Below are 14,004 nucleotides of genomic sequence, written 5' to 3' on the forward strand. Positions count from 1 at the left end.
TTATTAAGTCAATGTAATTAACAATGATTATCATTGTTAATTACATTGACTTCTAAAAAAAGAAAAACTAGAATTTATAAAGGGATCCTCAATTGTTTGCTATCACTTGTATAGGAGGTAAGTTATGTTGGATAGCTTTATTTCTATAAGATGCAGGTTGGCTCTTTATCGTTTTGGTGTTCTTTTTATATTTTTTTGCATAGTATTTTTGGTGCATCAGAAGGTGTATGCAGAAGATGTACCGTGGACATCGGTCTCAAATGAGGGAGAACGTGAACTGTTTCAAGAACAATCATTGTATAGTAATGATCGAAGGGGAGAAGATCTTGTTTCGCCCTCATTTGAAGGGCGAAAACATGGTGGGGAAGATTGGGGAGCATATTTGGAAAATAGTACGTTAAATTATTCACCTAATATTCTTACCTATTCTGTTATAGGAAGCGATGATCGAATACGGGTTAATGATACAAATTCATATCCGTATAGCGCTATAGTCCATGTTGCGACTCAGTAAAATAGTGGAGAAGTTTATGGGTGTACAGGAGCACTAGTTAGTAAAGATACAGTGCTTACAGCTGGACATTGTATTTACAATAAAGAAATTGGTGGATGGGCGACAAATGTTATTGTGACCCCTGGTAGAAATGGAAACCAAGCACCGTATTTACCTTATAGTTGGACAAAACTCTATTCAGTAAGTGGATGGACTGATAATGAAAATTCAGATTATGATTATGGAACGATTAAATTAAATGGGTCTCCAGGAGATTATATTGGCTGGTTGGGATATAGAACTACCTATGTAGAATCACCAAAAGGTTTACTTGCGGCGATTCCTGGATATCCCGCTGATAAAATAGGAAATGAACGTTACACAATGTGGAGAGACTATGGTCCAATTGAGGGAGTTTCTCCTAGAATGTTAACATACAAGATTGATACTTATGAGGGGCAAAGTGGATCACCTGTATATCAGTATTTCGATACCGGTATCAAAATAATAGCCATTCATACAAGAGGAAATAAAAATATGAATTTTGGAAATCGGATAACAGACGATGTGTTTAATAATATTAAAAAATGGCCTGAATAAATATAGTAATTCTATTTGGATTTTGTATTGTATATTGGTCATAATCATGATGTCTAGTTATATAGTAAATAACGAAGAGAATGTTAGTAAAGTTGTTAATCCTATAACTTTCTATGTTCAAAATAAAGAGAAACAACAGATAAAAGACTTTGAAATTATGCTTATAAAAGATGAATTACCCCTCAGCCTAGTAAAGAAATCGTGATTTCGATAGGGAAAACTAATCAAGAAGGAAAATTGATTTGGAAGATTCCTAGAAAAGGAAAGTATATAATTTTATTGCCGAATAATGAGAAAAAAGAGATTGTGATTAATGATAGAAATGTAGCTAAATTAATAATGATTAACGTAAATTAATAAAAATAGGCCGAAACCAATCATATGGTTGATTCGGCCTATTTTTATATAATTTAGAAAAATTGTGAAGTAAGTATAAATTTCAGTCTAAAGATTAAAAACTTTACAATATACCCTGAAGGGTATATGATATTATACAAAGTTATAAAGTAATGTATAATATAGTTACAATTACGGAGGTGGTCTATAGTGGAATACAATCAAGATATGAAAAATAGATTGAAACGTATTGAAGGTCAAGTTCGTGGTGTGCTTCGTATGATGGAAGAAGGAAAAGATTGCCGAGAGGTTATTACACAGTTAACGGCATCTCGTTCTGCACTTGATCGTACAATTGGACTCGTTGTTGGAACGAATTTAGAGCAATGTTTGCGTGAACAGTTTGAAAGTGGTAATGGTTCAAATGAAGAGTTAATTAAAGAAGCTGTTCAATTACTTGTAAAAAGCCGATAATCTGTCAAACGTAAGTGTTGACAGATTTTCAAAAACATTTTAATATACCCATACAGGTATATGTATGTGAATTGTGGAGGAATCGATTATGAGTATAAAAGTGGATATGAGTTTAGATTGTAAAGGTTTGGCTTGTCCGATGCCTATTGTGAAAACGAAGAAGGCGATAGAAGGGTTAACACCAGGGCAGGTGATTGAAGTTAAGGCAACAGATAAAGGATCTACGGTAGATATAAAAAGTTGGGCGAGTAAAGTAGGACATCAATATATCGGGACGAAACACGAGGGGGATGTATTGGTGCATTATGTTAGGAAAGCAAACGAGCATGAAGTGAATGAAGCTGTGAAATATCCACATACAATTACGAATGCAGAATTACAGTCTATATTGTCTCATGGGGAAGAGAGCATTGTATTAGATGTTCGCGAAGCAGCGGAATTTACTTTTGGCCATATTCCATCTGCCATTTCGGTGCCATTAGGTGAATTAGACAGCGCAGTGTTAGATCAGACGAAGCAAATTTATGTTATTTGCCGAACTGGTAATCGCAGTGATATAGCTTGCCAAATGTTGAATGAGAAAGGTTATTTAAATGTGAAAAATGTCATTCCAGGTATGGTAGAGTGGCAAGGGAATATAGAGAAGTAAATTTTTTTGAACGAAAATATACCTATGGGGGTAATAAGATGAATGTTAAACCGTTACAAGCAAAAGATGTTGCAGAGAAAGTTTTATTCGGAGAGTTATTCATTTTAGATGTTCGTAATGAGACGGATTATGAAGATTGGAAAATTGAAGGGAAACAAGTTTCTTCTATTAATAAACCTTACTTTGACTTGTTAGATGGTGTAGATCATATTGTAAGTGAATTACCTAAAGATAAAGATGTTTTAGTAGTATGTGCAAAAGAAGGGTCTTCTATATTTGTGGCAGAGCAATTAACAGAAGCGGGATTACAAAATATTTATTATTTAGCTGGTGGAATGAAAGCTTGGAGTGAATATGTGAAGCCGTTAAAAGTAGGGGATGTACAGGGCGGAGGGAGTATATATCAATTTAATCGTCTTGGAAAAGGCTGTTTATCTTATATGGTTGTTTCTAACGGTGAAGCAGCAGTTATTGATGCGGTAAGGACAGCCGAGGCATATGAAGAGTTTGCGAAAGAGCATGGCGTTACGATTACGAATGTAATGGATACACATTTACATGCAGACCATATTTCTGGTGGACGTAAGTTAGCTGAAAAGGTAGGTGGTACGTATTGGTTACCGCCAAAAGATGCCGAGGAAGTTGTTTTCTCATACGAACCGCTTGTTGAAGGATCTGTTATTACGGTGGGGGGTACTAAAATTGTAATTGACGCATTATACTCACCAGGGCATACGATTGGAAGTACGTCATTCATTGTTGATGATTCTTATTTATTATCAGGCGATATTTTATTTGTAGATTCAATCGGGCGTCCTGATCTTGCTGGTAAGGCTGAAGATTGGGTGAGTGATTTAAGAAATACGTTATATACACTTTATAAGGAACTGTCTCAAGATTTAATTGTTTTACCAGCCCATTATTCAAAAATAAGTGAAATGGATGAAAGAGGCGTTGTGAGTGCGAGCTTACAAGATTTATTTAAAGAGAATGTAGGGTTAAATATTGCTGATGAAATAGAGTTTCGTAAAGCTGTGACAGAGAACTTACCGCCACAACCAAATGCATATGAAGAAATTCGTCAAACGAATATGGGGAAAATTCATCCGAGTGTGGAAGAAGAGCGAGAAATGGAGATTGGCCCAAATCGTTGTGCAGTGCATGAGTCATTATAAAAATAACAAATTGGAGGAATTGATTATGAATATAAAACAAGTATTAGATGCGAAAGGTTTAGCATGTCCAATGCCGATTGTAAGAACAAAGAGAGCAATGGATGCTTTAGACACTGGAGAAGTGTTAGAAATACATGTAACGGATAAAGGGTCAGTTAAGGATATTCCAGCGTGGGCAAATAAAAGTGGTCATGACATTGTAAAGCATGAAGAAGAAGGCGATGTACTAAAGTTTTGGATTAAGAAGGCGTAGTAAAGAAATAATTTTATAAATATAGAGGGGGAGTTATATGAACACAATATTAAGTACGCTTTTCATTGTACTTGCTGCAGGATTTGTTATTTCACGTTTTTTACCGGTAAAAGGTGTTCGAAATATAAGTGGAAAAGAATTAAAGAGTATAGTGGGGAAAAAGGGGAAGCAATTTATCGATGTTCGTACAGTAGGTGAATATAGAGGGAATCATATGAAGGGATTTCGAAATATCCCGTTAAATGAGTTAGCTAGTAAAGCAAATCAATTAGATAAAAATGCGGAAGTAATCGTTATTTGTCAGAGCGGGATGAGAAGTAAGCAAGCGGCAAAGGTATTAAAGAAATTAGGATTCCAGCACCTTATCAATGTTTCAGGTGGTATGAATGGTTTGTGAGGAGGACTTTAAAATGAAAGAAATGACAGCAAAAGAATTAGAAGAAAAATTATTACGTAAAGAAGCAGTAAATATTGTGGATGTCCGTGAAGTAGAAGAAGTAGCTGAAGGAAAAATTCCAGAAGCATGTAATATTCCGCTAAGGATATTAGAGTTTCGTATGCATGAGTTGAATAAAAAGAAAGAATATATTATCGTTTGTCGCTCTGGCGCGAGAAGTGCAAGAGCCGTTCAATTTTTAGAAGGTTACGGTTTTCGAGCAATCAATATGGTAGGTGGTATGTTAGCTTGGGAAGGTAAAGTCATATAGCATAGAGATAAAAGGTTTGAGCCTTTTTATAAATAATTAAATACCCCTATAGGTAATTCGAAGGAGGAACAATATGGAACAACAGAAGAAAACGACAATCGTGTTATTTAGCGGAGATTACGATAAAGCAATGGCTGCTTATATTATTGCAAATGGTGCAGCGGCGTATGACCAAGAGGTAACTATTTTTCATACTTTCTGGGGATTAAATGCTTTAAGGAAAGATGAACATGTGAATGTAAAGAAAACATTTATAGAAAAAGTATTTGGAAAAATGATGCCACGCGGTGCCGATAAGATGGGATTATCCAAAATGAATTTTGCTGGCATGGGGCCAAAGATGATTAAAGGCATTATGAAAAAACATAATGCAATGCCTTTGCCAGATTTAATTGATTTGGCGAAAGAACAAGGAATTAAACTTGTAGCTTGTCAAATGACAGTAGATTTATTAGGGTTAAAAGAGGAAGAGATTATGGAAGGGATAGAGTTTGCAGGCGTAGGGGCATATTTAGCAGATGCTTCGGATGGGAATGTAAACTTATTCATTTAAATCACCTTCTTTTTAGAAGGAGGGGGATGTAAGGTGAGTTTAGTATTATTACTTTTTATAATTGGGTTTATAGGATCGTTTATATCAGGAATGGTTGGAATTGGCGGTGCGATTATTAATTATCCGATGATCTTATACATTCCAGTATTGTTAGGATTTACTGGTTATACGTCACATGAAGTGAGTAGTATTACAGCGGTACAAGTATTCTTTGCAACTTTTGCAGGCGCATGGGCTTATCGGAAAAGTAATGATATGGATAAAACGTTAGTTGTGTATATGGGAGCTAGTATTTTAATAGGAAGTTTCATAGGGAGCTTTGGTGCTAACGTATTAGAGGAACATACGGTCAATGTTGTTTATGCAGCGTTAGCAACAATTGCTGCTATTATGATGTTCGTACCGAAACGAAATAACAGTGGTGAAGTGACATATAATAAATGGTTAGCAAGCTTGTTAGCGTTTATTGTAGGAGGAGCATCAGGCATTATAGGTGCTGGCGGTTCTTTCTTATTAGTACCGATTATGTTAGTTATTTTAAAATTGCCGATACGTACAACAATAGCAACATCTATCGCTATTACGTTTATTTCCTCAGTAGGGATTACGACTGGAAAAGTGATAACTGGTCAAGTAGTTGTAATTCCAGCTCTTATTATTGCGGTTGCAAGTATCTTTGCTGCGCCGCTTGGAGTGCGAGTCGGGAAGGGGACCAATCAAAAAGCACTGCAATATATGTTATCGATTTTGATTGTAGGCACTGCTGTTAAAATGTGGATTGATATGATATCGAAATAAAAGGATGGGCTGCTTGTAGCCCATCCTTTTATTTATGCCCAAATAACTTTCATTAAGTTTTTATATTCGTCATTTGCTAATTTATATAGCATTCTCGTATGTTCAAAGACAAGTGCTGGATTAAAGTTTGGTTCTGAGAATGCAAGAGATGCTGAAATATCAATTGCATTTTGCTTGTTTAATGTGAATTTTGCAAAGCGATAAGATGTGTTTAATTCATTAATGACATGTAAAATATCATTTGTTGATGTTGCATCAGGCACGTGAGCAACATTGAAGCAGTATATATCCACCGTAGGATGTTCGTTTTGGAAAGCAGCGATAAGTTGAATTTTTGCGCCAGCTTCTGTCTCTAATCCTACTGAAAAATGAACAGAGCCATCATTTTCATCTATATTTTCTTCCATGTATATATCGTTGGATTTTAAGTAGTCTTTAAAATCTGAGATGTTATGTTTTACTGCAGCTTTCATATGTATGAGCCCCCTGATAATTGGAATAGATTGCTACTATTTATTATAATTTAAAAATATTAAAAAAGATAGTTAGAAAGTTCTGATTTTTGATTCTGACGAAATAAAAAGAAGCAGTACTCTACCTCCATAGAGTACTGCTTCTTTACTATTCATTGTCGTTAGACGATGTTTCTGTATCTTCACTGCTATTTTTGTTCTTATTTTTCACTTCATTGTTACTTGATTCGCGTTCACTTGAATTTTCAGACTTAGATTCTTTTGTCTTTTTCGAATCAGAGTCTGAGTCAGACTTTGTATATGCAGGTAGCCCAAGATGAGTACGAAGTTCATTTGTAACATTAGCTAATTCTTTTTTATCTGGATTGTAGTAGTAAGTTCGACCACCACCAGCAGATTTGCTACATGTATCGTCACCTTTTGCCATATAGCAATCATCACCTTGGATTTGTAATTTCTCAATTTCCGAATCCGATCCGTACTTATAGAATGAAAGCATATCATCAAATGTTAAGTTTGTAACGAATTGTCCTTTAATATCATCAATGATGTTGCCAACTTTTGTTACAGAACCAGCATTTGTTAGTTTCTTTAAAATAGCTTCGATAACGAGTTGTTGACGTTGTCCACGCATTGCATCACTATCGATGTGTCTTGTTCTAGCAAGAGCAAGAGCTTCTTCGCCATTTAACTTTTGAACACCTTTTTCTAGGTGAATTGCCTCAGCATTATCATTGCTATCTTGCTCAGTAAATTCAACTGGTACATCAACTTCAACACCGCCCAAGTCATCGACGATTTTTATAAATGATTTAAAGTTAAATTTCACAAAATAATCGACAGGAACATTCATTAATTTTTCAACTGCATCAATGCTTGCTTGTGGTCCACCATTTTTTCCGTTTTTAGCAGAACCGAATGCATGAGCATGTGTAATTTTATCTTTTTTCTTTTCTATTGGAATATAAGTATATGTGTCACGTGGGATACTTAATAGTTTAACAGTTTTGCTATCTTTATTAAATGTTGCAAGTAAAAGCGCGTCTGTTCTTATAGCTTCACCATATTCTTTTCCTCGGACATCGCTTTCATCAACACCCATTATTAAAACAGAGACGTTATTTGTAATAGGTTTAACAGCTTTATCTCGTAAATCTGATTTATCACCGCGTGCTAAATCGTGTGCGGCATTTCGAACAGCAGAAGATGCTTTATTTACTAAAAACCAAGTATAACCGCCACCTATTAATAAAACGAATAGTATAGCGCTTATAATAATTTTTATTTTTTTCTTATTTTTGTTCGGTTTACTGCGTGTATTTTCTTGCAAAGATGGGTTTTGCTCCATTTCCTGTACTCCTTCATTTGGATTGAAATACGACACTCATATCCACTTATTATAATGAAATTTAGCGAAAAAAAACATTACAAATCATTTACATTTCGTAAAAATTCAATTTATTTATAAAAAGTCAGATTTTCTATATATTCTTTTTTAGATGTAGAATAAGTATAAGGGCTTTTGGTAGAAATGAAAATATATATTATGAGAAAGTGATAGGGAAGTAAGATTTGTTGAAATATAGCCAAGAAGAAATGAGTAAGCTTACTTATTTCTTCTATATAATAAAGAAGAATTTGACGGATAAAGGAGAGAGCATAATGAATCATACATCATTCCGAGCAATCGTTGTGAACGAAACGGAAAATCATCAGTTTGTAAGAAAAGTTGTTGAGAGAGAAGTAAGTAGTTTACCTGAGGGAGACGTATTCATACAAGTTCATTATTCTTCATTAAATTACAAAGATGCCCTTTCAGCTACTGGTAATAAAGGTGTTACGAGAACGTATCCTCATACGCCAGGAATTGATGCCGCAGGAGAAGTTGTGAGAAGTGAAGATAACTCCTTTAATGTAGGAGATCAAGTTATTGTAACGGGATATGACTTAGGTATGAATACCTCTGGTGGTTTCGGAGAATATATTCGCGTCCCATCATCTTGGGTCGTGCCTTTACCAGAAGGAATGTCATTAAAGGAAAGTATGATGTATGGGACAGCAGGTTTTACTGCTGCTTTGTCGGTATATAAGCTTATTGGAGCAGGAATTAATCCTGGTATGGGAGACGTTCTAGTAACTGGTGCTACAGGCGGCGTAGGGAGTGTAGCTGTTAGTATTTTAAGTAAGTTAGGGTTTAATGTAGTAGGAGCGACAGGGAAAATGGAAGAGGAACAGATGCTACTACGTCTAGGAGCGAAAAAAGTGATTCATCGCGCGGAATTGAATGATGAATCAGGAAGACCAATGTTAAAAGGGATATACGCCGGAGTTATCGATACTGTAGGTGGACATATGTTAGAAACAGCTTTAAAAACAGTAAAGTATGGTGGTTGTGTAACGACATGCGGTAATGTGGCAGGACAGGAATTACATACAACGGTATATCCGTTTATTTTACGAGGCATAAGCCTTTTAGGGATAGATTCCGTGCAATGCCCGGTGGATGTGAGAAGAGATGTGTGGACATTGTTAGCGGATGAATGGGAAAATTCAAAGTTAGCGTCTTATACAGAAGAATGTACATTAGAAGAATTAGATGAGAAGTTTGCACTTATATTGCAAGGAAAGTTAAAAGGAAGAACAGTTGTTAAAATAAAGTGAAAAAAGAGACGCTTAATGTAGCGTCTCTTTTCTTCATTATAATGATTGTTTTAAATTGATTTTTCCTTGTTCACCTAAAACACCGTCAGCGATATTTACAGCGTGATCGCCAATGCGTTCTAAGTTACTTACCATATCGACGAAGATGATACTTGCATCACCTGAACAGCTACGCTCGTTTAGACGTAATACGTGACGTTTACGAAGAACACGTTCCATTTGGTCGATTTTGCGTTCTTTTGCAATAACAGTTTGAGCTAGTTCGGTATCGAAGTTTGTTAAAGCTTCAACTGAGTCTTGCAGTGTTGAAATCGTTAATTCCAGCATTTCGTTTAATTCACCTAATGCTTCGTCTGATAGTGAAACACGATTTGAAATTTGGAAATCTACAAGTTCTACAAGGTTTTCTACATGATCACCAACACGTTCAATATCTCCAACAACACCTGCTAAAACGGAATGTTTTTCAGAATCCGTAGGTGAAAGCGGCTTTTCAGATAGTAGAACTAAATACTCGGTAATTTTTTTATCTAAATTGTTAATAGCTCCTTCTAATTGAGTAGCCATGTCAGCGTGTTTTTTGTCTTGTGTATTTAAAAATTGGTTTGCTTCTTTTAATCCATGTAATGAAAACTCAGCCATACGGATAATTTCTTTTTGAGCTTCTGTTAAAGCGATAGCTGGAGATTGCTCAATAAAGATTGGGTTTAAATGTTGCGGTTTGAAATCAATAGCAGAGTCTTCGCCGCGAATAAGTTTTGTTACAATCCATGCTAATACAGCGATGAATGGGAATTGAATAACTGCATTTGTTACGTTAAATGTTCCGTGTGCAAATGCAATTGTCATTTCTGGATTTAAGTTTAATGATGTTTGGAAATATTGAATTAAGCTTGTAAATGGTACTAATAAAATCGTAAATATAATTGTACCGACGATATTAAAGATAACGTGAACTAATGCTGCACGTCTTGCGGCAATAGAAGTACCGATTGCTGCTAATACAGCTGTAATTGTTGTACCGATGTTATCACCGAATAATACAGGAAGGGCAGCTTGTAAATCGATTGCACCTTGACCGAATAATTCTTGCAAAATACCGATTGTTGCGCTTGAGCTTTGTACAATTAAAGTGAAGACTGTACCGACAACAACTCCTAAAATTGGGTTATCACTCATACTAACCGTTAATTCTTGGAATGATTCTAAAGAGCGAAGAGGTTTCATACCTGCGCTCATTAATTCCAAACCGAAGAATAACATACCAAAGCCGAATATAACTTGACCTAAAGAATGTACTTTTTTATTTTTAAAGAAGAATAATAAGATAGCTCCAACTGCCATAATTGGGAGAGCGTATTCTCCGATTTTAATTCCGATAATAAATGCAGTAACTGTCGTACCGATGTTTGCACCCATAATAACACCGATTGCTTGTCTTAATGTCATAAATCCTGCGCTTACAAGTCCGACTGTTAAAGCGGTTGTTCCTGAGCTTGATTGGATTAATACCGTAACTAACATACCTGCTAGTACACCCATGAGTGGGTTTGTTGTAAAACGATCTAGAATATCACGAAGACGATCTCCAGCTGCTTGTTGCAGTCCATCGCCCATGTATTTAATCCCGAATAAGAAAATACCTAATCCACCAATGAACTGGAAGATCATATCTTGAACATTATATTCCACGCATTCCACTCCTTAAATTTCATGTACGATGTAATTATTAACTGAACCTTGAGTCACTGTAAACGGTTTGCTAGTAAAATTTACACTAAATTTACAAAGGGTAGAAAAGTTTACAATACCTTAAAGAAACAGCTGTATTTTATTGGTTTTCATCTTGTATAAATCTTAATTTTGTAAAGAAATCATACTTTTTAGAATAGTATTGTTCAGTTGAATATCAAGGAAAGCGTCTGCGAGTTCATCGTATATTTTTTGATGAAAGTTAAAAAAATATGTAGGAAAATGCATGTAGTTTTATAACAGCAAAACGAGAGAAAACAATTTTTTTAACACGATAAAAAAGCCACTGAATTATCCAGCAGCTTTTTCCGTGTTTTTATCGCCATACTTTTGTTTTCTTATGCTTGTAATGTAAATGAAGAGAAAAGCAATAAGTAATAGAGAGGAGTAACGATATACAGTTGCATAGTTTGTAAAATGAGCAATAAATCCAAATATAATCGCTCCAGCGCCGATTCCAAGGTCAAATGCGGAGAAGAATGTAGCTGTTGCTACGCCGCGTCGATGCGGTGCTACGCGGTCAATCATCCATGCTTGTAGTGCAGGTTGGATCGCTCCAAAACCACTTCCGTAACATGCTGCAGCAATAATTAAGCTCGGAATTGTCGTCGTATACGACAATAAAATAATGCCTGTAAACGTTATAATAACTCCCGGAATGATGACGAATGTATGGCCTTTCGCATCATATAGCCTTCCAGAGAATGGACGAGTTACAGCAATTGCTAGTGCATTACATAAAAAGAAGAGGCTAATATCAGCTATGCCGACTTCTGTAGCAAATAGTGTGATAAAACTTCCGATTCCTCCGTACATTAATGTAATACATAATATTAATAATGAAGGAAGTAAAGCTTTACGCTCAATAAATCCATCGAGAAAAGTACTAGATGATTGTTGTGGCGGCTGTTTCGTTTTTTGGATTTGAAGTAGTTTCGTTAATATTAATGAAACAATTGTGCACGATAGTGCACATAAAAAAAGAATTGTGAAGTTATATGTTTGCATGAGCCATAGTCCTATAAGTGGACCGAGGGCCATTGCAATTGTTCCAGAAAGGCCAAAATATCCCATGCCTTCTCCGCGGCGAGCTGAGGGAATTAAATCAGAAACGACAGTTCCATATGTAGTCGTTGTAATACCGAAACCAGCTCCGTGTAAAATACGAACAGCAAGCAAGAGAAAGATAGTTGAGGCGAAAAGGTAACTGCCCATAGCGAGTAAACAGATAGCAGTACCGATCATTAAAATGATTTTTTTATTAAATTTTTGCAAGGCGTTCCCAGTTAGCGGTCTAACAAAAAGTGCCGCAACGGTAAACATACCGACAACAAATCCGATATTGGAACTTGTGCCACCAATTTCTTTCACATAAACAGGTAAGGTTGGAATTAACATTTGAAACCCTAAAAACATACATAAGTTTGCAAAAATTAAAGCAACAAACTCTTTTGTCCATAACGGTTCTCGTTTTACGAGTATTGCTTCTCCCATATATTCATCCCCTATATAAAATTTTCCCGCTATTCACGGGCAGTAAAACTCCCACCTCAAAATCGGACTGGAGCAAAGAAGTTAGGTGGGAGATCAACTGCCCGTAAATGCCCGATTGGTTCAACTAATAATCAGTGGGGGATGAACACCCCCCTCACTGATTAAAGTTTCACTTTATCTCTTTTCTTTCGAGTATATGTATTGGCCAATGCAACAGTCAAGGAAGGTGTCTTGAAAACGGATAACAATTTTTAAGGCGAAAAACTGACAAAGTTGTGTAAAAGCTACACAACTATGAAAAAAAGATGTAAAGTATAGATGTATAGACTTGTAGGTGTTAAGAATGATAGAAATTGTTTTTTCTTTAAAGAAAGCGGATTCAAAAGAGTAGTGAACAAGAAGGGGAGATATACTTTTTCACTACATATATTTGAAAAGGTTTACAATATGATGAAGAAAGAGGCGTGTACATATGAGACGATTAGGTATTTCTATTTATCCAGAACATTCAACAGTAGAGAAAGATAAGGAGTATTTAACATTAGCAAGTAAATATGGATTTACACGTGTGTTCACATGTTTATTATCTGTGGATGGAGAAAAAGAGAAAATTATTGAAGAATTTAAAGAAACGATCTCACATGCGAATGCATTAGGGTTCCAAGTATTAGTTGATATTAGTCCATCTGTTTTTGAACAATTAGGTATTTCGTATAATGATTTATCATTCTTCCATGAATTGGGTGCGTACGGTATTCGTTTAGATGTTGGTTTCTCAGGATTAGAAGAATCAATTATGACTTATAATCCGTATGGTTTGAAAATTGAGATTAATATGAGCAATGGTACGAAGTATGTAGATAACATTATGAGTCATAGACCAAATCGTGAAAATTTAATTGGTTGTCATAATTTTTATCCGCATCGTTATTCAGGGTTATCATACGATCATTTCATTAAATGCTCGAAACAATTTAAAGATTACGGTATGAGAACGGCTGCTTTTATTTCATCATTTGATGCAACATACGGACCTTGGCCAGTAACAGAAGGGTTATGTACATTAGAGCAGCATCGTGAATTATCGATGACAACACAGGCGAAGCATTTATTTGCGACAGAATTAATTGATGATGTTATTATTGCAAACGCATATGCGTCAGAAGAAGAATTACAAGCACTAGGTGCATTAAATAAAGAGAAACAAACATTTGATATAGAACTATATGATACAACGACAGAACTAGAAAGAATTATCGTATTAGACGAACCACATTTTTATCGCGGAGATGTATCTGAATATATGATTCGTTCTACACAAAGTCGTGTGAAATATAAAAAAGAAGAGTTTAAACCTCATAATACGCGCGAAATTAAGCGTGGAGATTTATTAATTGATAATGAACAATATGGCCAGTATAAGGGCGAATTACAAATTGCATTAAAAGATATGGTGAATACAGGAAAAACAAATGTAGTTGGTCGAATTATAGAAGAAGAAATTTTCTTATTAGATTATTTACAAGCATGGGATAAATTCGGATTCATATTAAAGAAATAGAGAGAATATAAAGGGGAAAAACTAC

14 protein-coding genes and 2 pseudogenes are annotated in these 14,004 nt (G+C 35.4%); 12 read left to right on the forward strand and 4 right to left on the reverse strand.

Annotated features, from left to right (window positions below; all coding sequences use genetic code 11):
* Positions 1-124: 124 nt before the first annotated feature.
* The 10 genes and pseudogenes from NZ044_RS04245 to NZ044_RS04290 all read left to right on the forward strand — a co-directional run bounded on the left by NZ044_RS04245 (position 125) and on the right by NZ044_RS04290 (position 6,038).
* A pseudogene (locus NZ044_RS04245) lies at positions 125-1,093 on the forward strand (trypsin-like serine peptidase).
* Positions 1,059-1,450, forward strand: a pseudogene (locus NZ044_RS04250) (DUF2606 family protein). The pseudogenes NZ044_RS04245 and NZ044_RS04250 overlap by 35 nt, the downstream one beginning before the upstream one ends.
* A gap of 189 nt (positions 1,451-1,639) precedes the next feature.
* On the forward strand, positions 1,640-1,903 hold the full coding sequence (locus tag NZ044_RS04255) for a metal-sensitive transcriptional regulator (protein ID WP_000456206.1): 264 nt from the start codon (positions 1,640-1,642) through the stop codon (positions 1,901-1,903).
* Positions 1,904-1,991: 88 nt separating this feature from the next.
* The gene (locus NZ044_RS04260) at positions 1,992-2,552 is read left to right on the forward strand and encodes a sulfurtransferase TusA family protein (protein WP_000023976.1); all 561 of its coding nucleotides are present in this window, start codon (positions 1,992-1,994) and stop codon (positions 2,550-2,552) included.
* Positions 2,553-2,590: 38 nt separating this feature from the next.
* A complete protein-coding gene (locus NZ044_RS04265) occupies positions 2,591-3,727 on the forward strand; it encodes an MBL fold metallo-hydrolase (protein WP_001101340.1) in 1,137 nt (378 codons plus the stop codon).
* Positions 3,728-3,752: 25 nt separating this feature from the next.
* The gene (locus tag NZ044_RS04270; protein WP_001022560.1) at positions 3,753-3,980 is read left to right on the forward strand and encodes a sulfurtransferase TusA family protein; all 228 of its coding nucleotides are present in this window, start codon (positions 3,753-3,755) and stop codon (positions 3,978-3,980) included.
* Between the two features lie 37 nt (positions 3,981-4,017).
* On the forward strand, positions 4,018-4,377 hold the full coding sequence (locus tag NZ044_RS04275) for a rhodanese-like domain-containing protein (protein WP_001092313.1): 360 nt from the start codon (positions 4,018-4,020) through the stop codon (positions 4,375-4,377).
* Between the two features lie 13 nt (positions 4,378-4,390).
* Positions 4,391-4,687, forward strand: a complete 297-nt coding sequence (locus NZ044_RS04280) for a rhodanese-like domain-containing protein (RefSeq protein WP_000661799.1) — start codon at positions 4,391-4,393, stop codon at positions 4,685-4,687.
* A gap of 73 nt (positions 4,688-4,760) precedes the next feature.
* Complete coding sequence (locus NZ044_RS04285; RefSeq protein ID WP_000437740.1) at positions 4,761-5,240, forward strand: DsrE/DsrF/DrsH-like family protein; 480 nt, start codon at positions 4,761-4,763, stop codon at positions 5,238-5,240.
* Positions 5,241-5,273: 33 nt separating this feature from the next.
* Positions 5,274-6,038, forward strand: a complete 765-nt coding sequence (locus NZ044_RS04290) for a sulfite exporter TauE/SafE family protein (protein WP_000060625.1) — start codon at positions 5,274-5,276, stop codon at positions 6,036-6,038.
* 32 nt (positions 6,039-6,070) lie between these two features.
* On the opposite strand, the gene NZ044_RS04295 is transcribed toward NZ044_RS04290, so the two are convergent.
* Entirely contained in the window at positions 6,071-6,511 is a 441-nt protein-coding gene (locus NZ044_RS04295; RefSeq protein WP_000642361.1) for a hypothetical protein, read from the reverse strand.
* 148 nt (positions 6,512-6,659) lie between these two features.
* Complete coding sequence (locus NZ044_RS04300; protein ID WP_340949576.1) at positions 6,660-7,859, reverse strand: LCP family protein; 1,200 nt, start codon at positions 7,857-7,859, stop codon at positions 6,660-6,662.
* Positions 7,860-8,086: 227 nt separating this feature from the next.
* On the opposite strand from NZ044_RS04300, the gene NZ044_RS04305 reads away from it, so the two are divergent.
* Positions 8,087-9,172: a YhdH/YhfP family quinone oxidoreductase gene (locus NZ044_RS04305; RefSeq protein WP_074790768.1), complete on the forward strand. Its 1,086-nt coding sequence runs from the start codon at positions 8,087-8,089 to the stop codon at positions 9,170-9,172.
* A gap of 36 nt (positions 9,173-9,208) precedes the next feature.
* Here the strand turns inward: NZ044_RS04305 and NZ044_RS04310 are convergent, their stop codons facing one another.
* Together NZ044_RS04310 and NZ044_RS04315 are read right to left on the reverse strand one after the other, a co-directional pair.
* Entirely contained in the window at positions 9,209-10,864 is a 1,656-nt protein-coding gene (locus NZ044_RS04310; protein WP_000456251.1) for a Na/Pi cotransporter family protein, read from the reverse strand.
* 351 nt (positions 10,865-11,215) lie between these two features.
* Positions 11,216-12,418 carry an MFS transporter gene (locus NZ044_RS04315; protein WP_000503241.1) on the reverse strand — a complete coding sequence of 401 codons (1,203 nt, stop codon included), beginning with the start codon at positions 12,416-12,418 and terminating at the stop codon, positions 11,216-11,218.
* Positions 12,419-12,890: 472 nt separating this feature from the next.
* Here NZ044_RS04315 and NZ044_RS04320 point away from each other — a divergent pair, with 472 nt between their 5' ends.
* Complete coding sequence (locus NZ044_RS04320) at positions 12,891-13,979, forward strand: DUF871 domain-containing protein (RefSeq protein WP_001253355.1); 1,089 nt, start codon at positions 12,891-12,893, stop codon at positions 13,977-13,979.
* The last annotated feature ends 25 nt before the right edge of the window (positions 13,980-14,004 follow it).

Origin of the sequence: Bacillus sp. FSL K6-1338, from assembly GCF_038006965.1 — a bacterium.
Taxonomy (GTDB): domain Bacteria; phylum Bacillota; class Bacilli; order Bacillales; family Bacillaceae_G; genus Bacillus_A; species Bacillus_A thuringiensis_S.

What these genes read in the sequence shown, in the direction of transcription:
- NZ044_RS04295 (WP_000642361.1), bottom strand. Translation starts at nt 6,511, where the DNA reads ATGAAAGCTGCAGTAAAACATAACATCTCAGATTTTAAAGACTACTTA.
- NZ044_RS04270 (WP_001022560.1), top strand. Translation starts at nt 3,753, where the DNA reads ATGAATATAAAACAAGTATTAGATGCGAAAGGTTTAGCATGTCCAATG.
- NZ044_RS04315 (WP_000503241.1), bottom strand. Translation starts at nt 12,418, where the DNA reads ATGGGAGAAGCAATACTCGTAAAACGAGAACCGTTATGGACAAAAGAG.
- NZ044_RS04265 (WP_001101340.1), top strand. Translation starts at nt 2,591, where the DNA reads ATGAATGTTAAACCGTTACAAGCAAAAGATGTTGCAGAGAAAGTTTTA.
- NZ044_RS04320 (WP_001253355.1), top strand. Translation starts at nt 12,891, where the DNA reads ATGAGACGATTAGGTATTTCTATTTATCCAGAACATTCAACAGTAGAG.
- NZ044_RS04285 (WP_000437740.1), top strand. Translation starts at nt 4,761, where the DNA reads ATGGAACAACAGAAGAAAACGACAATCGTGTTATTTAGCGGAGATTAC.
- NZ044_RS04275 (WP_001092313.1), top strand. Translation starts at nt 4,018, where the DNA reads ATGAACACAATATTAAGTACGCTTTTCATTGTACTTGCTGCAGGATTT.
- NZ044_RS04300 (WP_340949576.1), bottom strand. Translation starts at nt 7,859, where the DNA reads ATGGAGCAAAACCCATCTTTGCAAGAAAATACACGCAGTAAACCGAAC.
- NZ044_RS04280 (WP_000661799.1), top strand. Translation starts at nt 4,391, where the DNA reads ATGAAAGAAATGACAGCAAAAGAATTAGAAGAAAAATTATTACGTAAA.
- NZ044_RS04260 (WP_000023976.1), top strand. Translation starts at nt 1,992, where the DNA reads ATGAGTATAAAAGTGGATATGAGTTTAGATTGTAAAGGTTTGGCTTGT.